Origin of the sequence: Psychrobacter sp. TWP2-1-2, assembly GCF_049896785.1 — a bacterium.
Taxonomy (GTDB): domain Bacteria; phylum Pseudomonadota; class Gammaproteobacteria; order Pseudomonadales; family Moraxellaceae; genus Psychrobacter.
In genome coordinates this window covers 115,798-139,943 of the sequence record NZ_JAFCVA010000001.1, presented here as the reverse complement: position 1 = coordinate 139,943, position 24,146 = coordinate 115,798, and the positions used below count along the sequence as shown (strand labels likewise).

General features: G+C 42.6%; 19 protein-coding genes and 1 other RNA gene. 3 read left to right on the top strand and 17 right to left on the bottom strand.

All coding sequences use genetic code 11. The features are described 5' to 3' along the window. Window positions 1-38: 38 nt before the first annotated feature. Both ACP7AE_RS00610 and ACP7AE_RS00605 read right to left on the bottom strand, forming a co-directional pair. The gene (locus ACP7AE_RS00610; protein ID WP_426240995.1) at window positions 39-842 is read right to left on the bottom strand and encodes a metallophosphoesterase family protein; all 804 of its coding nucleotides are present in this window, start codon (window positions 840-842) and stop codon (window positions 39-41) included. Between the two features lie 141 nt (window positions 843-983). Continuing rightward, window positions 984-2,405 carry an SLC13 family permease gene (locus ACP7AE_RS00605; protein ID WP_426240994.1) on the bottom strand — a complete coding sequence of 474 codons (1,422 nt, stop codon included), beginning with the start codon at window positions 2,403-2,405 and terminating at the stop codon, window positions 984-986. A gap of 530 nt (window positions 2,406-2,935) precedes the next feature. On the opposite strand from ACP7AE_RS00605, the gene ACP7AE_RS00600 reads away from it, so the two are divergent. Further along, a complete protein-coding gene (locus ACP7AE_RS00600; RefSeq protein ID WP_201539643.1) occupies window positions 2,936-3,100 on the top strand; it encodes a hypothetical protein in 165 nt (54 codons plus the stop codon). Between the two features lie 49 nt (window positions 3,101-3,149). On the opposite strand, the gene ACP7AE_RS00595 is transcribed toward ACP7AE_RS00600, so the two are convergent. Together ACP7AE_RS00595 and ACP7AE_RS00590 are read right to left on the bottom strand one after the other, a co-directional pair. Continuing rightward, window positions 3,150-3,845, bottom strand: a complete 696-nt coding sequence (locus tag ACP7AE_RS00595; RefSeq protein ID WP_426240993.1) for a YoaK family protein — start codon at window positions 3,843-3,845, stop codon at window positions 3,150-3,152. A 110-nt stretch (window positions 3,846-3,955) separates the two neighbouring features. After that, window positions 3,956-4,762: an enoyl-ACP reductase FabI gene (locus tag ACP7AE_RS00590; RefSeq protein ID WP_060491067.1), complete on the bottom strand. Its 807-nt coding sequence runs from the start codon at window positions 4,760-4,762 to the stop codon at window positions 3,956-3,958. A gap of 353 nt (window positions 4,763-5,115) precedes the next feature. Between ACP7AE_RS00590 and folE the strand changes: the two genes are divergently transcribed. Beyond that, complete coding sequence (gene folE, locus ACP7AE_RS00585) at window positions 5,116-5,712, top strand: GTP cyclohydrolase I FolE (RefSeq protein ID WP_426240992.1); 597 nt, start codon at window positions 5,116-5,118, stop codon at window positions 5,710-5,712. A gap of 130 nt (window positions 5,713-5,842) precedes the next feature. On the opposite strand, the gene msrB is transcribed toward folE, so the two are convergent. The 12 genes from msrB to ffs form a co-directional block, all read right to left on the bottom strand. Continuing rightward, window positions 5,843-7,048, bottom strand: coding sequence for a peptide-methionine (R)-S-oxide reductase MsrB (gene msrB, locus ACP7AE_RS00580; protein ID WP_426240991.1), 1,206 nt, complete (start codon window positions 7,046-7,048; stop codon window positions 5,843-5,845). 249 nt (window positions 7,049-7,297) lie between these two features. After that, window positions 7,298-8,602: an iron-containing alcohol dehydrogenase gene (locus tag ACP7AE_RS00575; RefSeq protein WP_426240990.1), complete on the bottom strand. Its 1,305-nt coding sequence runs from the start codon at window positions 8,600-8,602 to the stop codon at window positions 7,298-7,300. A 222-nt stretch (window positions 8,603-8,824) separates the two neighbouring features. Then, a complete protein-coding gene (locus ACP7AE_RS00570) occupies window positions 8,825-10,513 on the bottom strand; it encodes an ABC transporter ATP-binding protein (protein ID WP_426241164.1) in 1,689 nt (562 codons plus the stop codon). Window positions 10,514-10,520: 7 nt separating this feature from the next. Continuing rightward, window positions 10,521-11,603 carry an ABC transporter permease gene (locus tag ACP7AE_RS00565; RefSeq protein ID WP_426240989.1) on the bottom strand — a complete coding sequence of 361 codons (1,083 nt, stop codon included), beginning with the start codon at window positions 11,601-11,603 and terminating at the stop codon, window positions 10,521-10,523. Further along, window positions 11,603-12,670, bottom strand: coding sequence for a microcin C ABC transporter permease YejB (locus ACP7AE_RS00560; RefSeq protein ID WP_201560255.1), 1,068 nt, complete (start codon window positions 12,668-12,670; stop codon window positions 11,603-11,605). The genes ACP7AE_RS00565 and ACP7AE_RS00560 overlap by 1 nt, the downstream gene beginning before the upstream one ends. A 90-nt stretch (window positions 12,671-12,760) precedes the next feature. Then, window positions 12,761-13,540 (bottom strand): hydroxyacylglutathione hydrolase, encoded by a 780-nt coding sequence (gene gloB / locus ACP7AE_RS00555; protein WP_426240988.1) that lies wholly within the window; start codon window positions 13,538-13,540, stop codon window positions 12,761-12,763. A 104-nt stretch (window positions 13,541-13,644) separates the two neighbouring features. Then, window positions 13,645-15,477 (bottom strand): extracellular solute-binding protein, encoded by a 1,833-nt coding sequence (locus ACP7AE_RS00550; RefSeq protein ID WP_426241163.1) that lies wholly within the window; start codon window positions 15,475-15,477, stop codon window positions 13,645-13,647. Between the two features lie 242 nt (window positions 15,478-15,719). After that, on the bottom strand, window positions 15,720-16,829 hold the full coding sequence (gene serC / locus ACP7AE_RS00545; protein WP_426240987.1) for a 3-phosphoserine/phosphohydroxythreonine transaminase: 1,110 nt from the start codon (window positions 16,827-16,829) through the stop codon (window positions 15,720-15,722). 107 nt (window positions 16,830-16,936) lie between these two features. Beyond that, window positions 16,937-17,845 (bottom strand): hypothetical protein, encoded by a 909-nt coding sequence (locus ACP7AE_RS00540; protein ID WP_426240986.1) that lies wholly within the window; start codon window positions 17,843-17,845, stop codon window positions 16,937-16,939. Between the two features lie 185 nt (window positions 17,846-18,030). After that, a complete protein-coding gene (locus ACP7AE_RS00535) occupies window positions 18,031-21,120 on the bottom strand; it encodes a M48 family metalloprotease (protein WP_426240985.1) in 3,090 nt (1,029 codons plus the stop codon). A gap of 58 nt (window positions 21,121-21,178) precedes the next feature. Then, window positions 21,179-21,775, bottom strand: coding sequence for a LemA family protein (locus ACP7AE_RS00530; RefSeq protein ID WP_426240984.1), 597 nt, complete (start codon window positions 21,773-21,775; stop codon window positions 21,179-21,181). 196 nt (window positions 21,776-21,971) lie between these two features. After that, window positions 21,972-22,068, bottom strand: an RNA gene (ffs, locus tag ACP7AE_RS00525) — signal recognition particle sRNA small type. Window positions 22,069-22,396: 328 nt separating this feature from the next. Here ffs and ACP7AE_RS00520 point away from each other — a divergent pair. Beyond that, complete coding sequence (locus ACP7AE_RS00520) at window positions 22,397-23,050, top strand: SIMPL domain-containing protein (protein ID WP_426241162.1); 654 nt, start codon at window positions 22,397-22,399, stop codon at window positions 23,048-23,050. 160 nt (window positions 23,051-23,210) lie between these two features. Here the strand turns inward: ACP7AE_RS00520 and ACP7AE_RS00515 are convergent, their stop codons facing one another. Next, a complete protein-coding gene (locus tag ACP7AE_RS00515) occupies window positions 23,211-24,005 on the bottom strand; it encodes a DUF4124 domain-containing protein (RefSeq protein WP_426240983.1) in 795 nt (264 codons plus the stop codon). Window positions 24,006-24,146 lie beyond the last annotated feature (141 nt).

The window sequence follows — 24,146 nt, the reverse complement described above, 5'->3', positions numbered from 1 at the left end:
ATAGGTAAAATCCTGATACTTATATATTTAATTGCTCATCAAGGCAATACTCGCCCTGTTCTCAGTGCAAACGTCCAATCTTCGCGACCGTTCATTGAAGCCAATTCAGCCGCAGCTTCATAATCATAAGGCACCTTGATATGCTCAGTTTGCCAGTATTTACCCTGTTCAGTATTAACACATTTAATAAGCGCGTAACTGGCATGGGGCGAATAGGTTTGCATCTTATGCAAAACAGGCAAGTCATCTTCATAGGCAGGGTAACCCACGCTACCTGTATTGATGATTATCTGACCTGTCGATAGCGTGACTGTACGTGGAATATGAGTATGACCACATATAATAACGGTGCTATCGATACCGTTAAGCTGTGCCAAAATGTCTAGATTATCACGTAAGGTCGGCTGACCCGTCTCGATATTTTCTAACAAATAGACCATGTCATCGGTTGGTGACCCATGGCACAGATAAATATTCTCACTCAAATGACAATCAAACGGCAAATTCTGCAGCCACTTAACCGCTGCTTTAGGCAAGTCCTCTATGATAAAAGCCATGGTTGCGTTGTTGCCAATCTCCGCCGTTGTCGCTTCATAAATCTGTCTATCCTGATTACCTCGAATAGTAATGATATCGTTCTGCTGTACCATTAAGAGCGCATAGGTATCTTTAGGGGCAATCGGTCCGTATAGAATATCGCCCAGATTAACAATTTGATCAATATCGCGCTGTTTAATATCAGTCAGCACGGCTTCAAGCGCGAAAACATTACTATGAATCTCGGAAATAGCCGCGATAGTATTTAATTGCTTGTTATTAGAGTTGGAGTTAGAGTGCGCCATCCTATTTATTTTCCTAACAAATCACTATGTTATACATCGACTAACCGTAAAAAGGAACAGAAAAGAGAAACAAAAAAACCCAATGGCTCGTGATTATTAAGACATTGGGTTTCATAAATTATGATTAATGTGATTGCTAAACTATATTAAGAAGAAATAAGCCCACAATCCGACGACAAAGGTAGCAATGATATTAAGAATGACACCCGTACGGATCATTTCGCTCTGTTTAATCAATCCCGTACCAAAGACAATCGCATTTGGCGGTGTTGCAACTGGTAGCATAAAGGCACAAGATGCACCAATACCGATGACCAATACCAACACTTCGTGCGGTAAACCCATCTGCTCTGCAATGGCAGCAAATACGGGAACCAGCAGGGCGGCAGAGGCGGTATTAGAAGCAAACTCCGTTAAGAAAATAATAAATGCTGATACCGCAATCATCACCACGATAAGCGGTGCAGAAGACAACGCATTAGCGACCGTCTCCCCCAATACCAAAGAGGCACCTGACACCTTCAGAATCGTCGACAGGGCAATACCACCGCCGAACAGCATGAGCACACCCCAATCCGTATTATCAGACACTTGCTTCCACGATACCAAACCTAAGCTGACCACAGCGGCAGCAGCTGATAAGGCAATAACTGCGTCAGTATCCGTAATATCAAGCGCAGCACCAATCTTTTTGGAGAAAATCCAGCCCAATGCGGTGACAATAAAGACGATAATCGTCACTACGCGAGGTTTATTCCATACAATAGGCTCATCTTCAACCAATACAATTTTACGGTTCAGGTTGGGCTTCAAAAACACATACATCGCGCCTAACAATAGCGGCAATAATACCAGCATCATCGGCACACCAAACTTCATCCAGTCCACAAAGGCAATATTTAGCGCCTTTGCAGCGATAGCATTTGGTGGCGAACCAACGATCGTACCTAAACCACCAAGGCTTGCTGAGTAAGCGATACCTAATAGTACAAATACAAAAGTGCCTCGGTCTTTTTCACGGTCAACTTGCGTTAAAATACCCAGCGCTAATGGCAACATCATCGCCGCCGTCGCAGTATTCGATATCCACATCGACAAAAATGCGGTCACGCCAAATATCAAAAATACCGCTGTGCTTAATTTGCCACCTGACATCGATAAAATCTTCAGGGCAATTTTTTTATCCAATTGCTGCACATGCAGGGCTGCTGCTAAAGCAAAACCACCAAAAAACAAATAAATGGTCGGATTGGCAAAGCTTTGTAAGCCTATTTCGGCATCGAATTCTGGTATACCAACTAGGGCACCAACCACGACTACCAATAGTGCCGTAATCGTGACGTGCAACGCTTCCGTTAGCCACAGTACGCCGATGAAGAACAATAAGGCAAGACCCTTATTGGCATTGATATCGAATGGCAATACATTATAAATAATCATACTGATAACCGCCGCAATAGCGACCACTATCAATCCTTTACCAGTACCCTTTGGAAAGGTATCGGTAAATAAATACTCATTGCCATCATCAGGAAGATGGCTATCTAATTTTTGCTCTGACATAAAATGTCCTTATTTTCCCAAAGACAGTGTAAAAAGACGCTAAAATAAAAACGCATGTTAGCGATTGACGGTTGTTCAACCAGCAACCGCAAAAAATACGCCGTTATCATAACAGATATATAACAAAAAGCTGATGCAACAAAGCCTTTATAAAAAAACCTTATAAAATTTGCAATAAATATGGTTGTTTCACAGGTAAAGAATTACTTTAATGCGTTTTAGGAAAGGTACTTTAAAACGGTACTTTATAGAGATGACATTTATCTCATGAGTTTTTAATTTTTGAACCGAATGCCGAGAGTGAGTGAGAGCAACTTATAACCAAGTAATTGCCTTTCATTAAACAGCAAGCCTTGTGAGTTGCAGTTACACATCGTCACTAAACAAGCGTACACTTAGTATGTACAAGCGTATGGTGCTATCTCATACTAAATAAGTCAAAATAAATTTCTAATACCAGTAATAGCTTAACAACTATTTTTTATTAGTATTTATATCGGAAAATGAATAACAATAAATAGGAGCACTTTATGACAGATGCAAATAAAACAGACTCAACCACTAAAATGGCACCAAGAGATATCAATCAAGACGGTTTGGCTAAAAAAGATCAGCAGCGTACCGATGACTCTGCACTCGATATGATGCAAGGGTTGCATGAACATGAAGACCATAAGGAAGAAGGTAAAAAATAAATCACAGCTTTATTATTACCTGAAAGCAAAAAATAAAAGGCACTGATCGTTATGATGAGTGCCTTTCGTGTTTTGGCTCTCTTTTTTCTGGCAGGCGATCTGAGACATAGTTATATATAAATGCTGCCGTCAGGACGATAGCAATGGGTACAAATAGCGCTTCATAGCCAACCTTGGCGAATAAAAATGCTCCAACGGCGCTACCACCGCAAAAGCAATACCAAATAATGGCTTGAAACCCTAATGTCGGTTTGCTAATCGATCGACCCGCCAACCAGTTGCCAATCGCTGCGCCCATATCTGATGTCAAACCTGTCAAATGGGTGGTACGAATAACCGCGCCACTATAAGTCGCTACCATGGCATTCTGTAATCCGCATGCCATTGCCGCTGCCAACTGTCCTAAATAATCATGCTGCTGATACAACCAGTAGCTGACCATTAACAGTGCCGCCTCGATATATAGTGCACTACCATAGCGCCTACCTAACTTTAATGATGTCTGCCCAATCACATAACCGCTCAGTATCGCACCTGCCAAAAAAGACAATAGCAGCGCACCGATATACAAGATACTACGCACATCCAAGTAAGCAATAGCCGCTGCAAATAAGCTTACGTTGCCAGTGACATGAGAAACCGATAGATTGGTAAACCCCATTAACGCAGCAGTGTTAACACAGCCAGCACTGAATGCCAGTACTGCCCCTCCCCACAATATCCACTTCGGTAATTTGGTTATCATATTCGCCGCCTAATGGCTTATCACCAAAAAGCATCTATTATAACCAAAAAAGGCAACCTATTGGCTGCCTTCCTGATGTATAGAACCCTATAACCGACTATTGAAGTGGATTATTTCGGCTCATCAAGCATCATTAATTGCTCACTGATAGCAACGGTATTAAAACCTGCGTCAACAAACATAATCTCGCCGGTAATACCAGATGCCCAAGGTGATAGCAAGAAAAGCGCCGCATTACCAACTTCGGTTTGTGTGATATTACGTTGTAGCGGCGCTATTTTTTCGCTGATATCGAGCATTTTACGGAATGATTTGATGCCACTGGCAGCAAGCGTGCGAATAGGACCTGCTGAGATCGCATTGACACGAATGCCTTCACCACCCATCGAAGTAGCCAAATAGCGAACACTGGCTTCGAGGCTGGCCTTTGCCATACCCATGACGTTGTAGTTTGGCAATACCGAGATACTACCTTCATATGTCAATGTCAGCATCGAACCGTGACGCATGGCCAATAAAGCACGAGCTTCTTTGGCTAATGCTACAAAACTATAGCTTGAGATATCATGGGCAATTTGACTACCTTCACGGGTCGTCGCCTTAACAAAATCGCCATCAAGCTGATCCATCGGTGCAAAGCCAATCGCATGTACCACACCATCGATTCCATCACCCCAATGGGCAGTGACTTGCTCAAAGCAGGCAGCGATAGACTCATCAGACGCCACATCACACTCAAGTACCAAATCTGCTTCGAATTTCTCCGCTGCCATATCGACACGCTTTTTGATCTTATCATTAGGATAGGTGAGAATTAATGAGGCACCTTCACGGTGCAGTGCCTCAGCGATAGCCCAAGCGATAGACAGTTTGCTCGCAATGCCTGTCACGACAAATCGTTGTCCTTGTAGTAGCATAATATTTCCTTTTGGGTCGATCAAAATTGTTTAATCATATTAAGTTATTTAGAGTGATTAGATATGATGAATATCACAGCGTAAAAAGTACAAATTATAAAATAAGTCATTATACACGAATTAATTTAAGTAAACAGTCGTAAACTGTATCCCCTTATAATGTCGTCTAATATCGATTAAACGCCCAACTGCTCGCCACAGCAGTATGAAGTTAAGTAGATTTCAAGTATAATCACAGCCCTTCCCAGCTTGCACAATTTTTATAAAAATCCTTTACAACAGTTATTTGTAACTGTTCGTAATTAGGGATTTAGCGTTAAGCTACACCCACATTTTGGATGGCTGCCAAACTTATGAGTAACACCCCAACAATAGCATCAAATTACCAAGAAAGCGTTGAGTCTTATCGTCAACTGATTCTCTCAACTGGCGAGGACTTACAGCGTCCCGGTCTTGAAGAAACGCCGATGCGTGCCGCAAAAGCTTTTGCACATTTAACCCAAGGTTATCATCAAAGCTTGGATGAAGTCGTCAACGACGCCCTGTTTCCATCAAGCAATCGCGAGCTGGTATTGGTACAAAATATTGAATTTTATTCAATGTGCGAACATCATATGCTGCCTTTTCATGGTATCGCTCATGTAGGCTATTTACCCAATGGTCAAGTACTGGGCTTATCAAAATTTGCCCGTATTGTCGATATGTTCGCCCGTCGCTTGCAAGTTCAAGAAAATTTAAGCGAGCAAGTGGCACAAACTATCATGGATGTCACTGGCTGTCGCGGCGTAGCAGTAGTGATGGATGCAGCGCATATGTGTATGATGATGCGCGGCGTAAATAAGCAGCACTCCACCACACGTACAACATCGATGTTGGGTGAGTACGTACATGACAATCAAGCGCGCAATGAGTTTTTGAGTGCGATCCCTAGACGTCAGCCTGCATTCTAACGCTTCAAGTAATAATAGATAATAAAAAAAGGATACTTAAGTATCCTTTTTTAATGCGTACCTTTCAATATAGCTATCATTAATAATTAGCAATCAACCATTAATTGCAATATAACGAGGCTTAACTAACCTAGCTTACGTCATCAATCCAATTGCCATAACCTTCTGCTTCCATCTGCGCCAGTGGAATAAAACGCATTGCCGCTGAATTCATACAGTAGCGCTTGCCTGTCGGTGCTGGACCATCGTCAAATACATGACCGACGTGTGAGTCTGCATAGCGGCTACGGATTTCGGTACGGCTTCCGAATATCCCTCGGTCTTCCTTTTCAACGACCATATCCGTGCTCAATGGACGGGTAAAGCTTGGCCAGCCAGTGCCAGATTTGTATTGATCACGAGAGGAATATAGTGGCTCTCCCGATATCACATCGACATACAGCCCAGGCGCTTTATTGTCCCAATATTCATTATCAAAAGCGCGTTCGGTGCCGTCTTTTTGAGTGACTTTATATTGAATGTCACTGAGCGACTGCTTTAGCTCATCCTGTGCAGGCTTCACAAAGGTATCCGGATTGAACCCTGTGCTAGCTTTAGTAGCTGACGCATTGTTTGATGATGCTTGTACGCTATCCGCCGCCGTAGGTTTAAACTGGCTAAAATCCAGCTCATAGTCTTTACCATAGACACTCTCGATAAACTGATAGCGACCAGAATTAAAGGTATAGGCCTTATAGCGGATTGGGTTTTTCTTATAATAATCTTGATGATACTCTTCAGCAGGGTAAAACTTACTAGCAGCAACAATTTCAATCACAACTGGTTTACTATAGATACCAGAGTCTTGTAGTGATTGCTTAGCAGCTTCCGCTATCTGCTTTTCCTGTGCATTATTATAAAAAATAGCAGGACGATACTGAGTACCACGATCTACAAACTGACCTTTATCATCGGTAGGATCCCCAATGCGCCATAACGCTTGAACGATACCATTATAGGTGATTTTCGTCGGGTCATAATAGACTTGAGCCGCTTCAGTATGCCCTGTGCCGCCTGCTGATACAGTGCTATAAGTTGGATTGGTCGATTGACCGCCGGTATAGCCAGAGACCACTTCTACAACGCCAGGTATTTTTTCATAACCCGCTTCCACGCACCAAAAACAACCGCCAGCGACCGTAGCGACTGCGAGATTTGGATCCGTTGGCGCATAAGGATTATCGATGGCAGTATTTTTCACAGCGGGCGTATTTTCGGTAGCAGCACAGCCAACGAAAACCATACTGATGGCTGCTACTGCCATCGCAATAGCGCCCGTCTTTAATTTATGATTCATCGATGCCTCCTAAAAGTAATATAATATAACCATGATAACTCTTTGACCTCACTAAACTATACCTATATTGTTATAAAAATTTAATAGTTATTAGATATTATTTAATATAATTAAACAGTAAAATTCTGAATTATACACAATTTCCTAATAAGATAAGTTTGATACAAAGTATGATTATTAAAAAAAGAGCACATTACGGACAGTGTAGTGTGCTCTTTTATATTATATCAATATAGCTTAGTTACTTTTTCATTTTCCAGCAGTATGCTCATCACTGGCTTGCTGAATCTTGGTTAAGATTGCCTTGATTTCAGACGCTGATAGATACGTTGGTACGGCATAGGTATCACTGACTTCTTTTGCTGCTGCTTTAGCAATTTTATCAAAATCACTGCTTTGCATGCCTTTCACCGTTGGATCGATATTCAAGGTGGCAATCAGTTCGCGTACTTGCGCGATCAGGTGGTCGGCAATCTCAGCATCACTCTTACCAGCTTGTCCCGATTTTACCATACCAGTCTTGCGAGCTAACTCTGCCAGTCTTTTTTTACTTACTTGACGATTGACATCAAGCACATACGGCAGCACGATGGCATTGGCACGACCGTGAGGAATACTATAATACGCCCCTAACTGGTGAGCGATAGCATGCACATAACCAAGACCCGCTTTATTAAAGGCGATACCGCCGTAATGAGCGGCAATACCCATTGCTTCTCTGGCTTTAAGATTGCCGCCGTCTTTATAAACCAGCGGTAAGTTTTGCATCACAGATTTAACCGCAGAAGCCGCATAATAATCGGTTTCGACGCTCGCATTAGCACTCATCCAAGCTTCAAGCGCGTGCGTTAAAACATCGATACCCGTATCTGCTGTGATATGAGCCGGCATGCCTTTCATAATAACAGGGTCAATAGCCGCTGCTAATGGCACCATTCTTGGGTCAATAGACAGCGCTTTTTGATGCGTTTTATCGTCTGATACTACTGCACCAAGGGTTGCTTCTGAACCTGTGCCCGCCGTGGTAGGAATACAATAGAGGGGCATCGAAGGCTTTCTGGCTTTAAGAATGCCGATAAGTTGTTGCGGCTTGCAGCTATTACCTTGTGACATCGCAATCATCTTAGCCGCATCAATCACAGAACCGCCACCGATGGCAATAATCGAATCGCACTTAGCATCGATAGATTTGCGCAGTCCCTCTTCGACAACTTTAAAAGTAGGGTCTGGGGTAATGCCGTCATAAACGGTATAGCTGATATTTTTGCTATCTAGATAATCAGTCACTTTGGCTGGGATACCTAGCTTATTAAGCACGGCATCAGTGACGATAAATACATTGGTGCTGCCTTCGTTGATAGCCATATCACATAGCTCTTCACAAGAGCTCTCACCAACAAATAGCATTGGTCTTCTAATTGGAACAACATAAGCGAACGCTTTTAAGACTTTAGCGCGTGTTTTAGCAACGGCTAAATAACCGACATTCTGCAATCCATTAGTATTTACTAACTTGTTATTTACTAATTTAGCAATACTATTTTGTTTTTTCATGAGTAAAAATCCTTTTTAATGATAGTAATAATAGCGATAACAATCCTTTAAAGCAGCAATTCAAACTGCTCTTTAACTAAAAATTAGACAAATCTAAGCATCCAACTAAAGTGAACGTCTGTTTAACTTATTGTATCACTGCTATTTTTAGGATATCGCAATTAGTATGAACTGCCATGTTCTGCTTATTTGGCTCTATCTGCTTAACTCTTTTTGGCTAAGCTAAATCATACTCGCCTGCAGCAACTGCTGCGCATAGGGATGCTGTGGGCTATTAAAAACATCTTCAGTACGTCCAGACTCAATACACATGCCATCTTTAAGCACCATAATATGCTGACATAGGGCGCGTACTACTTTTAAGTCATGACTAATAAACACATAACTTATTTGCAATTTTTCCTGAATTTCACGCAGCAAGCTAACTACAGTGACCTGCGTGGTACTATCAAGCGCGGACGTCGGCTCATCTAATATCAATAGACTCGGCTGCATAATGAGTGCGCGAGCAAGTGCTACCCGTTGACGTTGACCACCTGATAGCTCATGCGGATAGCGATGCGAAAACTCAGCTGGCAGATGTACGGTAGCAAGGCTATCCATCACTGCTTGCTGCCGTGCTGCTTTATCAACGCCTTGTACAAGCAATCCTTCTTCAATGATTTGCATCACCGTCATACGTGGATTGATACTGGCAAAGGGGTCTTGAAATACCATTTGAATTTGCGAGCGAAAGGTGCGCAAATCACGTTTGGAAAATGCCGTAATATCTTGTCCATTGACCATTATTTCGCCACCCACACGCGCTTGATTGCTCAGTAATTGACTGAGTGCGAGGGCGATGGTGGTTTTTCCAGAGCCTGACTCACCAACAATGCCTAACGCCCACCCTTTCTGTAGCGTCATATCAACATTTTTTACCGCATCAAACCAGCGCTTAGTACCACCAAACAGACTTTTTTCAATGGGAAACTGTACTTGTAAATTGCTGACTTGCAATACGGTTGATTGCTGAATTTTATCATCATTAGAGAAGTTCAGTGCTTGGCCAAATTCTTGTTTGATTAGCGAGCGGGTATATTCGGCTTTGGGCTGATTGAACACACTTATGGTTTGCCCTTGCTCAATCGTCTGTCCTTGGCGCATGACAATTACTTCATCACTGTAGCGCCTGACCAGATTGAGGTCATGGCTAATAAGCACCATCGCCATATTATGCTGACGCTTAAGATCATCTAATAGAGTGAGAATCTCATGTTGCAGAGTCACATCAAGCGCGGTGGTCGGCTCATCAGCGATTAAAATATCAGGCTGCTGTGCCAATGCCATGGCAATCATGACGCGTTGACGTTGACCACCTGATAGCTCATGCGGATAGCGGTTCAGCTTATCAATCGGATTGGTAATATTGACATCATTTAGTAAATCGATTGTTTGACTTTGCCATTGTTTCTTGGGCACACCAACTAGACGTAGTGATTCAGCAATTTGTTTGGCAACCGTATGTAGTGGATTGAGCGCTGTCATCGGCTCTTGAAACACCATGCCGATGCGCTGTCCGCGAATAGAGCGCAGCGCAGCGTTACGTGCCTTAGCACTAGCACTAACACTAACATTGGCATTGGCTATCGGTAGCACAGTCAACCCTGCTGACCCTGCTAGCTTCACCTCACCGCTAACGGTCAAACTGTCTGGCAATAAGCCTAATAGCGCGAGACTTGCAATGGATTTGCCAGAGCCTGATTCACCAACGATAGCAAGAGTTTGTCCTTGCCGCAGCTCATAAGAGAGTTTATCGACTAACGTTACGCCGTTATTGGTAAGAATACTAAGCTTATCGACACTCAACATTAGCTTTTGCTGTGTATTGCTATGATTGCCTTTTAGGCTGTCAGTTTGCGTATCAATCATGGTCATCTTAAGAGCGCCTCGGATCAAACGCATCACGTAGCGCTTCGCCAACGAATATTAGCAGTGATAAAATAAAGGTTAAACTAAAAAAACCAGATAGCGCAAGCCATGGTGCATCGAGATTATTTTTCCCTTGAACCATCAGCTCACCAAGTGACGGTGACCCAGGCGGCAAGCCATAACCTAAAAAATCTAGTGCGGTTAAAGCGATAATATTAGCGGTCAATATAAATGGCAGCTGTGACAAACTTGACGCTAGAGCATTGGGCAAGATATGTCTAAGCATAATTTGACTGTCTGACACCCCAAGGTTACGAGCAGCACGGATATAATCAAAGTTACGCGCGCGCAAAAACTCCGCCCGTACCAAACCGACCAATCCCATCCAACCAAATAATAACATCATTGCAAATAGCATAAAGATACTGGGGCTGAATAAACTGACCAAAATAATAATCATAAACAGCTGCGGCATACCGCCCCATACTTCCATGAAGCGCTGCCCTGCCAAATCTATCCAACCACCGTAATAACCTTGTATTGCACCGACGATAATACCAATCACTGCCCCAGCAAGTGTTAATGCTAAACCGAACAATAATGACACGCGCATGCCATAAAGTATCCGTGCCAACACATCGCGGCCTAAGTCATCAGTACCAAGCCAGTTCTGGCTATTGGGCGCTGCTGGATATGGAATACCCAGCTCAACGTTTGGTGTCTGATCAGCAAATGGAATCGGCGGCATAATGTAAAAACCCTGCTCATCAATCAGCGTCTGTACCGCAGGGTCTTTATAATTGGCTTCAGTCTCAAACACCCCACCAAAAGCCGTTTCAGGATAGGCTTTTAGGACAGGAAAGTAATAATCGCCTTGATACTTCACCAGTAGCGGCTTGTCATTGGCAATCACATTGGCTGCCATACAAATGACGAATATCAGCGTAAATATAAATAGCGATATGATACCAAGGCGATTATGACGAAAACGGTTTAGACGCGCCTGCCAGATAGGATTTAGGCGGCGTTTTTTTTCTAGGGCAATAGAAGATGTGCTTGAGGGCACTGAAGATAATGGATGACTTGACATTAGCGCCCCTCAAAATCAATACGGGGATCAATTAAGTGATAACTTAAATCACTGATTAACTGTAATAATAGCCCGACCAAGGTAAAAATAAACAATGTACCAAATATCACCGGATAATCGCGCTGCTGAATGGCTTCAAAACCTAACAACCCCAAACCATCAAGCTTAAAAATAATCTCAATCAAAAAATTACCAGCAAAGAAAATACCAACGATAGCCGCTGGAATACCTGCAATAATAATCAGCATGGCATTACGAAACACATGTCCGTATAGCACTTGACGCTCAGCCAAGCCTTTAGCACGAGCAGTAAGCACATATTGCTTACCCAGCTCTTCTAAAAAGCTAAACTTGGTCAGGTAGGTCAAGCCCGCAAAACCGCCAATCGTACTTGCCAGCAGTGGTAGCGCCAAATGCCAAAAGTAATCTTTGATTTTACCCAGCGCGCTTAATTGATCGAAGTTCTCAGAGGTCAAGCCTTGCAGTGGAAAAATATTCCAGTAGCTACCACCTGCAAAAAACACCAGTAATATAACGGCAAATACGAAAACAGGTATTGCATGCCCGATAGCCAGTAGCATGGCAGTAACTTTATCAATCCCCGAGCCATGATGCATGGCTTTATAGATACCTAGTGGAATCGCTATCATATAAATCAGCAGCGTGCTCCAGAGCCCAAGCGAGATAGAAACGGGTAATTTCTCGATAATCAAATCCGTTACCGACTGTCCTTTAAAAAAAGACTCACCGAAATCTAGCTGAGCATAATTCTTTAACATAAGCCAAAAGCGCTCAGGTGCCGATTTATCAAAGCCGTATTGGGCATTAATCGCTGCAACCATTTCCTCAGATAAGCCACGCGTACCTTGATAGGTACTGTTATTTCCCGCACTACCCGCGCCAATATTACCGCCAAGCGCATTGTCTTTTGCACCTTGCTCAATAAGCGCCAGTTGCTGCTCGACAGGACCACCAGGCGCTGCTTGTACAATCACAAAGTTTGCGAGCAATATCAAAAAAAGCGTCGGTAATATCAGTAGTAACCTTTTTAAGATATAACGACCCATAACGGTGGCTTCCTAAGATAATAAATATGACGACAGAAAGAATACGCAGCTAATAACTATCAAAACGTCAGTCGAAGCGCCCGTTATGCTTTAAAAGCTATTTTTAAGCTCACGTAACGCAGCAAATACAGCCAAAGATTTATTATCATCCATAGTTGTTTTAGACTTCACCCCTGCTATCACGCTCGGCTCTTGCGTCCGTAAAAATACATTGATCGCACGTTCATGTTCTAAAGTGACTGGCAACGTCGGAATACCTTGGGCGGTTTTTTCTTCTGCTTGAACCAGTGCTTGCTGCATTGCGTCATTAGTAGGTTCGATAGATAGTCCAAAGCGCAGATTACTGGCAGTGTATTCATGCGCAGGATATAGCAGCGTGTCAGCTGGCAAACCATTTAAACGCTTAAAGCTGTTGTGTAATTGCTCAATCGTCCCCGTAAATACCCGTCCGCATCCAGCACTAAATAAAGTATCGCCACAAAAGCAATGTTTAAGCCCGTCAATATCTAATATATAAGCCACATGGCATGCGGTATGACCGGACACATCCCATACCTGCGCGGCGCAGCCCCAAGCACTGACCGTACTGCCGTCCTTAATGGTCTGATCTTCATCGACATTATGCTCAGTATGCGCAACCAGATGCGTCATCGGATAAGACTCTTGCAGTTCTGCTACACCGCCGATATGGTCATGATGATGATGAGTCGTCCAGATAGACGTTAGCTCTAATTTATTTTCTTCCAAATAACTCATGACAGGCTCAGCTTGACCAGGATCAATAACGATCGCCTGTTTATTATTTTCATTAATCAATGTCCAAATATAATTATCATTGAACGCTTTGATTGGATGAATGCGGATAGTCATATTAAATCCTTACCAGTAGTTATCTTTATTGCTGATGTCTTTTATTGATTTTTTAAACGAAATAAAATTTTAAGATGAAGCGTTATTTCCTTTATTGTTCTAAATTATTGCTTCAAGTATTGGTTAACACGTGCTTCTGCTTCTTTGTCCGTCCACCAGTAGTCAATACCGATGGCATTAGAGGGCAGTTTTTCAGTATGACGATATTGATCCCAATAGGCGACATTGGTCGCTGATTTGCCGTATAAGGGCACTAAATAATGACCAGCACGTAGTAGGCGATCGAGCACCTGAGTATATAATATAGTATCGTCGCGAGTTTTAGCATTACCAAGCTGCTCTATCACCGCGTCAATCTCTGGGTTTTTGATGCCGATAGTATTTCTATTGCCCGCTTGGTCAGCGGCTGAGCTACCCCAAAAACCAACTTGTTCCGCACCAGGTGATAAACTCTGAGCAAATTTATCAACTATCATGTCGTAGTCAAAACGGCGTACCCGTTCATAATATTGTGGTCCGTCGACTTGACGTAACGTGGCATCAAATCCTAAGCGCTGTAGATTTCGAATATATGGCAGAAGCACCCGACCCATAGTATCGCCCATCATTAAAACCTCAATCTGAGCAAGTTGTCCATTGGGCTGATATAGCTTCATATCGTTATAATAAAATCCAGCATCTAGCAACAGCTGCCGCGCTTCTAGTAACTCTTTACGGTTAAAGCCACTACCGTCACTGGTCGGCAATTGCCACTCCATTAATACGGCTTGACGTTGCAGCGGTTCAAGCTTAGGTAATAAAGGCGTAAGCACCTGCATCTCTTCAGCAGATGGCACCCCTGTTGCGGCAAGCTCGGAGCCATGAAAGAAACTTTGCAAACGTTCATACTGCCCATGAAACAAGGTCTTATTCATCCACTCAAAGTCGTAAGCCTTGCTCAATGCTTGGCGAACGCGAATATCTTGAAAGATGGGACGTCGCATATTCATGACCAGACCTTGCATTGGTACTGGGTTTTCGCTGCTAATCGTTTCTTTATTAATCATCCCTGCCTTGACTGCAGGAAAGTTATAACCCGTTGCCCAGTTCGACGCTTTATTCTCAGGGCGAAAACGATATTGACCAGACTTAAAACCTTCAAAGGCAATCTCATCGCTTTGATAATAAACAAACTTAATCATATCAAAATTATAACGACCGCGATTGACCATCAAATCACGACCCCAATAATTGGGATCACGCAGATAGCTGACCGAGCGCCCTGCATCAACACGCCCTAACTTATAAGGCCCACTGCCCATCAATGGCGTCAAGGTTATTTTTTCAAAATCAGTATCGATAGAGGACTTAGCAAAAATAGGAAACTGTCCGACAGTTAGCAAGATTTCTTTATTATCATCAGAGGCAAAGATAAACTTCACTTGTTGGTCATTAATAATCTGAATGTCTTTAATATCACCCAAATAGCTGCGAATATACATTGGCCCTTTATTTAACAGTGCATCATAAGTCGCTTTGACGTCACTACTGGTGACCGGCGTGCCATCCCAAAAGCGCGCAACAGGATTAATATGATAGATAATCCAACTGGTGTCATCAGGATCATAAGTTACTTTGGTTGCCAGCTGCGGATACATGGTAAAGGCTTCATTTAATGAGCCAGTCATCAAGGTGTCATAGAGATAATCGGTGCCAACCATCGCCACACCTGTGGTCATCCATTTATTAGCCGCATTAAAGGTGCCGCGCGCATCGAGCGATAACGTGCCGCCTGTTGGTGCCTTTGGGTTGGCATAAGGCATAAAAGGCGCATTAATATACTCAGTGGTACTATTATGACCAAGCGCAGTAGTAGTGATTGGCACCGCAATACTAACTGGTATCCAGCTAATAGTAATGGCAAGCAAGACGGCTTTTAGCATGGTATTTTTTAGCATCATGACTATGTAATACCCCTCATAACGACCTTCTACTCTAAACCGACTTGGATAAAAATGCGCGACTGACGGCAAAATACACAATTCACGAAATTTTATCATAACAAACTTAGGTTTTTTAACCTAATGGTTTGCAGCGTTAGAGTTGCTACATGATGCATCATTTAAAAAGAATACTAACGCGTATAAAAAAGACGCAGCTTATAAAAGTTGCGTCTTTTTCTTTTAAAACTCACAATTATTTAAGAGTACTTCTTTTCAAACGCAATCATAAAGTCAACCAACTGCTGCACCCAATCTAATGACACTGCATTGTAAATACTGGCACGCATACCGCCCACATCGCGGTGACCTTTTAGATTCATCAAGCCTGCCGCTTCCGACTCTTCTAAGAATACTTTATCAAGGCTGCTGTCGGCTAAGGTAAAAGGCACATTCATGATAGAGCGATATTTGGGATCAACTGGATTGCTATAAAAGCTGCTATCGTCAATCGTTTTATACAGCAAATCTGCTTTTTGCTGATTGATTTTACCAATAGCTTCTACGCCGCCCTGCTCCTCTAGCCAATCAAACACCAGCCCTGCTAAATACCAAGAATACGTCGCTGGCGTGTTTGACATGGATTCTTTTTCAGCTTGGTGTTCATAATTCATCAGCAGCGGGCACCACTCACTCGCTTTGCCCAATAAATCTTCACGGATAATGACGATAATCAGACCTGCTGGCCCGATATTTTTTTGCGCACCCGCGTAAATCATGCCAAATTTAGAGACATCAATGGGCTGTGACAAAATGCAAGAAGACATATCGACGACAATTGGTGCATCGACTTGTGGCGGCTCAAATATTTGCAAACCATGAATGGTTTCGTTGGCACAGTAATGAAAATAGGCGGCATCTTTGCTAATATTCCACTCGCTCTCGGCTGGTACATCAGTAAAGCTGCTACCTTTGCCTGTTGCAACTTCGTTAACTTCACCAAGACCTAGTTTGGCATAGCGCTGTGCTTCTTTGACCGCTTTACCAGACCATGCACCCGTCGTTAGATAGTCTGCGCGCCCACCATTTAGCAAGTTTAATGGAATCGCTGAAAACTGTAAGCTAGCGCCACCTTGTAAAAACAGCACTTTATAGTTATCTGGAATCTCCATCAACGAGCGCAATTTGGCTTCGGCTTTTTCGGTAATCGCGATGTATTCTTTACTACGGTGACTCACTTCCATGACCGACATGCCGCGTCCCTGCCAATCAAGCAACTCTTCTTGAGCGCGTGATAATACGGCCGTCGGTATAGTAGCAGGTCCCGCTGAAAAATTGGGTACGCGGTTAGGAGCGGCTTTATTGGTCATAATCAATATCCTAAATATGATGAAGTAATCGTGGTTATTAAAGGTTAAATGTTGAAGGTGAATTTTATCATTATTTTTTAATCTCTATCATAGTAAGTGGTAAGCCTTTAACTGTGACTCGATAACTGCTCCCAAAGCTGACGTTTGAGATTACTATCAGTAAGCATCTCATCCAACGTGGGTGCAGTCGTCAGGTTAGGATGTTTCAAACCTTCAGGAAGTGCGGTCAATGTCACTACCTGTATCTCTTCGCTGCGACCAATTTTAAAGACATATCCAGCAAGGCTGGCATTAGCAAGCTCAGCGGTATCCATACCTTCACAAATAGGGAATGAGGTCGTCTCACAACTGATAGATAAGGCTTGGGTGATATTTTGCCACAGTTTTTGGCTGTCATGATTAAGTGCTTGGATGTCCACCAAAATCACCCAATCGCCATAGCGACCACCTTGTAAATCAAAGGGTGCTACCTTTTTAAAGCTTTCCTCTTGAAAGCCCTCTTCTTTAAAACTGCCATTTTCAAAGCTCGAAGCATCATTTATATCAACAATAGAAGTTTGCTGAACGACTGTATTTACAAGGGAAGTCACGGCGGGCTTAGAGATGTCAGAGGCAGTCGAGTCAAAACTATAAGTAACAGGGCTTTGCGGGTCAGAATGGTGTAAACCTATCTCATTAGCATCATCATAATAGTGATTAGCAGACTCATCATCCACTATACCTGATAGCGAATCAGCAGATGCTGAATGCGACATCCCAACGCTTATATCATCACCATTGGGATACTTAACACTTGGCTGTTCAGTGGTCGCAGCAGCAGAAATAGAGGCCGTGCTGGTATTCACGATAGTCGAGTGAGTGGTAGACGGATCAGGCAGAGTAGGCGCAGAAATATCTGCGATACTCAGGGTATCAGAGCTTGGCTGCACCCACTGATTGATACCCATCATCGCTAAAATCTGGCGCTGCTGCATACGATGCTGCAATATAATTAGCGGGTCTTGGATATCACTCATGCTTATTTACTATCCTACTTATCTAAAATGGATTTACTGACTTTTAATGGCAAGGAAAATAAACATATTAAAAAAAGGATTAAGAAAATACATTTCCTTCAATAACGGCTCCTTCAATACCAATTCCCTTAATATAAAGTTCCTTCATAGCAAAATACTTACTCAAATGCCATCAATGACATTGTTCAAAAAAGCTGCCGAACGCCGAGCCAATGATTGGCAAGCTCGGTCAAGCAATCATACTCATCTTGACTGACTATCGTATCGTGTAACATCAGCGTATGCAATGTGCTCAGCCATTGCCGGTAAGTAGGATAAGCATAAGAGTGGCGCAGACTATCATTGCCCGCCTTATCTACACTATCTGCATTTCCGTCTTGTCTATGAGCATTATAATCTATTTGATCGCCGCCCTGTTGCCTCTGTCTATAATTATCATTACGTTTGGCTTCTGATGCAGGCGACTGACTGGCAGATGCTAATAAAATAGGCACCGCTTCTACCACTGCCAATAATTGGACACTATTTATATTTTGCGCAGTCAATAGTAGCCATTGCAAATTTGCGTCACTAACAGCGGCTAAGTCAATATCAATCAAACGTGCATGACGCCGCAAATCCACAAGATAGTGAGCAACACTGTCATTATTATAGCCGAGTACTGAAGTAGGTGCTGAAATGTGTACTGAGCTATCTAGTGCTGATACGATTTGACCCTTGACATCTTTTGATAGGCGATAAGCCAATAAAACAAGCATTATTTTCGCCGCAACATCGAGACCATCAAATACCTGTCCTGAAGGGTCAAGCTGGTCATAAATATCATCTCTACCCGCTTGCAATGCTTGCTGCCATAACCGTAATAGCTGAGGCTGAGCATGCACGTGTGTCTCGTTCAATATAGTAGACAATATCGGTAATAGTTGCTGCAACTGTAGCGCTTGCCATAATGATAAAATCGATGGCAACCGAGAGTTGGTATTTCCTAAAGGATTTGATAATAATTGAGGCTTATCAATAGAATCATCATTATCTATATTATCGGCGATATTTTGACTTAAATCCGCCGTTAGGTAGTGTTCAAATAGCTCAATGATACCTTGTTGATAGCGCATCAGCATTGTACGACACTTTTTTTGCTGCACATAATGTTGATGATCTTGATTGCTATGACTCGATTCATATCTTAAGCGTGATTCATTGATAGCAGTTTCTGACAGGTCATGCTGACTCAATTGCTTTATTGCTAATGCAATCAATGCGTTGTCTAAACGCCTATCAAGATGTGCCACTGCCGCTAATAATTTATGATCTATCGTATGCGCTAAAAATTGGGGGTGGCTGCTAATATTAGCGCTAGCGTTATTATCGATTTCAGCAGCAGACGTTTTATCGTTAGCAAGTCCAAGCCAGATATCGCTCAAGTCGTAACTCTCAGTCGTTGATAATATACGACCTTGATGGCACAACATAACTGCTTCAATCAAAGCTTGCGCCCCGAGCGGGTGATAACTGTGATTGAGTATATACTGCGGCAGTGAAACTTTTTGTCTATCGTCGATACCAATCAATGTATCCGATGGCAAATCGCTATCATGTTTTGCTTGCCATGGCTTGAGCAACTGATGAATACCGGTATTTTGCGCTTGAACCTGTAAACGTCCTTCAACAATGACATCTTTCTTGATAACAAACTCTAGCCCCTTATCTTCGTCCAACTCATTCTTTATTTCATTTGCAGGAAAAGCAGTAATTTCTTTATCTATAACATCATTACTGTTACTAGTAAGGCTTTTATCGTTATCGCTTTCATTGTTATTTAACGCTGATTGAGCTTTAAATATTGATGATTGGCTATTTTTTTCTTGTTTATTTTTGCTTAGGCTATTTGCTTTTATGACGCCCCAATCCCCTAATCGCCGCTGCTCATATATCTCTTTTATTTTCTGTTGATTTATGCGCTTTTCTTTAGCCACTTGACCCGCAAAATCATGATAAGCGTTGGCATTAATGGCACTCATTCGCTCAGCCAAGCTCGGATGGGTGGCAAACCAAGAGACGTCACCCAAATCAGCACCACTACTGGCAAAGAAGAAGTGGCTAAGACCATTGATATCGGCGATACTGGTTAAGCGCGAACCAAGCGAATCTTGATGAATGGTTTGTAAGGTTTCCATAATAGCCGGCGAGCGTGTCAGCTGCACGCTGGTCGCATCGGCAAGCAATTCACGCTGGCGATTAAAGCTGTGTTTAATCAGTTGCGCACTGGCCATACTCGAAAAACTCAATCCATGTATTAACAACGTCCAAATATTGCGCGGTGCTTGACTATCGAACTTATTATTATTTTGTAGCCATCGTGACTGGCTCTTAGCTGACGACTGCTGGCTTTGTGATTGACTTTGCCAATAGCTTACCCATTCACTATGGGTGGTAAAGTTGGCGGTTTGGGCTTCAGTGCTACGCGCATGGCTATCGACGACTCTTTGTGACAAGAGATTGCGTCGATTGACCGCATCATCAAAATAATTGTGATGGCTATTCTGATGACTGCGTTGATTACCAGCGCCAAAATTATTAATAGAATCACTCCAGTCATAGAGTAATTGCAAGCCTGCCAGCACCACCATCAGTTGCAAATTAAAAGTGGCATCACCATGCAAGATATGACCATATTCATGCCCTATCAGCCCATACAGCCCCTCATCGGACAGCTTATCAATCGCGCCTTGAGTGACGACCAACACCATATCTTGACTATGACGACCAGCAACGAAGCCGTTAATACCTTGCTCATCAGGCAGTATATAGAGAATCGGCATACGTACACCCGAAGCAATGGCTAGCTGCTGGGCAATCTCGTAATAACGACGGTAGACAGGCGGAAAATCTCGCTCATTACGCACGGCGATATGGTGGGCGCTGAAACGAACCTTTGGTATAGGCTCATGCTGATGGGCAACCCCTTGACTATGCTCCCACGCATCTTGGCTGTGGTCGATAAACAGCCGAACCCCGCCCACACGCTGAGCAATAGCGCGACCGCCCGCTTCTAAACGTCTGTACTCTAAAAAACTACCGATCACAAAGCTACCGATTGTCCAGATAGCAACCAGTATCAACACCCAATGATAAATGCCACCAGTAAATATCGTTAGCAGCAGCGCCATGATACCCAGCGCTACTGCCAGATGGGCAAAGACAATAAGAAAAAATAGCCCATAGAGCAACAGACTTCGCTGGGTACGGGTGCGTTGTTCACCAAAAAAATCCATCTAGTTGCCTGACTTAAAAATAGCTAAACGCATCTGAACATATGAATATAATTCAATATCAGCCCATATTGACGACAGGTGCTTGAGCAATCACCTTTCTGTCTTCAAAAACTAGCGGGCTTAACGGGCGAAAGCCAAAAGTCGTACTAATAAGATTGTTGGGAAATACCTCGCGGTCATTGTTGTAGAACATCACGCTGTCATTATAGTGCTGACGGGCGAAGCCAATGCGGTTCTCAGTATTGGTCAGCTCATCCATCAACTCTTTAATCATGCTGTCCGCCTTTAGCTCAGGGTAAGCTTCCACAACCGCTGAAAACTGCCCTAACGCTTTAGACAGCATACTCTCAGCTTTGGCAAATAGCGCCATATGCTCAAGCGAGTCTGGCTGATGTGTATTGGAGTCTTGCAAGCTCTGGGCATGATTACGTGCACTAATCACACGGGTCAGCGTCTCTCCTTCATGCGTCAGATAGCGTTTAGCAGTTTCAACCAAATTTGGAATCAAATCATGACGGCGCTTCAGTTGTACATCTATTTGAGCAAAACCATTTTTCGCTTGATTGCGAGCGCGTACCAATTTATTAAATATAGATACGCCAAACACAATCACTAGTAGCACAAAGGCAATGAACAACCAAACAAACATCTTCATAAGAAAACCCTAAAGTGTCCAGAATGTTAATAAAAGTTAATACATTGTATTTTAACCCATCTTAATCAATCAAAGGTCAAAATCGGACAAAAAAAGGTCGAAAAAAAGCCCTTTACAATGAAGGGCTTAATAGATCAAACGAGCATTTTTGATTAAATATCAAAACAGGTATCAAATTTTAGGCAAAAAAAAGCGACTCCAAAAGCAAATCCTCGGCACACACTGTGACTATTACCGTTGCTACCTTCCGATCCTGGCGGGGTTCATAGAACAATGTTGCGAGGCTACCAATGGAGCCACCAGTTGCAAATTATACAAGAATTTTTAAATATTACAACCCCTATCGTAAAAATCTTTCTTTTACCTCAAAACGCCCTGTAACTTAGGTGACAAAATTCTCACAGCAAGCCTGTTAAATTTTGCTATTTTAGTTGAGGAAGCTGAGCATACTCGGTATCAACTAATAACTAAAATGGACAGCTTCTCATATAAAGGCGAGTCTTACTTATTGTATGGCTCACCTAAATACTATTGATATAACTCACTCAGGAGATCATTGTGAAAACCACTTTACTTAATAAAGCCGCTCTAACGACTGGTACTGCATTTCTACTCACAGCCATGATGGGTAGCGCGCATGCAGAACCAACAGGCTACGATCAGCTTACTTTTCAGACAGAAGTAAAAGAAGAAATCCAAAATGATGAAGTACGGGCCAGCTTATATAAAAAAGCGCAGGCAACGGATTCTAAAACTCTAGCGACAACGCTCAACACCTCAATTAATAATGCCATGAAAATTGCTAAGCGCTATCCAACGGTTACCGTGAGCACCGGACAACAGCGCACCTACCCTCGCTATGATAAAAATGACAAAATCATTGGCTGGACAGGACAAGCAAACATCGATTTAAAGAGCACCGACTTTGCAGCAACCAGCCAACTCATCGCTGACCTACAAGAAACGCTGGTGATGAACAATCTGAACTTTGGTGTCTCAGATACCAAGAAGGATGCGCTTGAGCAAAAGCTGATGACCAATGCGTCTCGTGCCTTTCAGCAACAAGCTAAAAACCTAACACGCGCTTGGGATGCTCGTGGCTATCGTGTGGTCAATGTGAATTTAAATACAGGTAGCAACTACCCACGTCCGATGTATAGTGCTATGAGTATGAAAGCAGGCGCAGCAGACGAATCAGTACCTAGCCAAAGTTTTGAATCTGGCAATAGCACTATCTCAGTGACTGCTAACGGTACGATTGAATTGACTAAATAAGCTATAAATACATAGAATTGATAAATATCCTGATAAACATAAAGGCAAGTGCTGCAATCAGCGCTTGCCTTTATGCTTATATAGAAGAAATCAACTTATAAAGTTACTCTATTTTGTATGGGTTCTTATACTTATCCATGATTGACACATTGACTATAAGTTAATTTATCACGGGTTGCTCAAGCGTCATAGGTTTATCCACTATAGGCTTAGTAAATGATTGCATATTCGGTTGTTTGCCCTCTTGACGCATTTTTAACAGTACTTTTTGATACCAAGGTAGATTTTGATAAGCTAAAAGCTGTTGCGCGATTTTCTTATTATTTTGCAATGTTGTATTGTTTTGAATCACATAAACCGTACGCTCTACTTGTTTGAGTGTTTGACCTTTCTCATTTTTTAACACGGCTTTTATGTTGTGCGATCCTGGTAAAACATCTACCGTTGCAATCGAGGCGCTAAGACCTTGCGCGACTTCATTACCATCCAAATAAATACTAACACTATCACCTGTTTGTAAGTTCGGCTTCACTTGCACATTAACATCAATGCTTTGGGCTGGGCGACGATATGCACGTTCTGCGCTTGGTTCAGTAATAGCAAGCTGATAATTGACGACTGGTTTGGCGTCAGGGCTATTTTTAGCAGCCGTATTTTGCGTAGTAGTATTAACATTACTAGAATGAGGCGGACTACTCGTGTTATCACTATTACTTGAGCTGACGCGACTTTCTTTCGTCATGACACCCGTCTGGCTGATTTGTTTACCTGCCTGCTCATAATTTTGCGGGCGATCGGTAAAGGTGACTTGACCAGTTTTTTCGTCAATAACTTTATAAATAGGCGCAGCATTTGCCAAAGGGGCATAGAGAGTTGCCATACTAACCATCGTAGCAGCAATCAGTGCCAACCCTAACTTACTGTTCGAAAAAACCGGTTTTGATAATGAAGTCATAGTCAGTCAACCTAATGAGTACCTAATATTATGAATATCTATTATGCGATACTTTGGGTGTTAAATCAGTAATAATTTCAAAGAGGACAGATCCGTTGATTTAGCAAATTATTATTGAGACGTAAAAAAACCAGCTAAGAA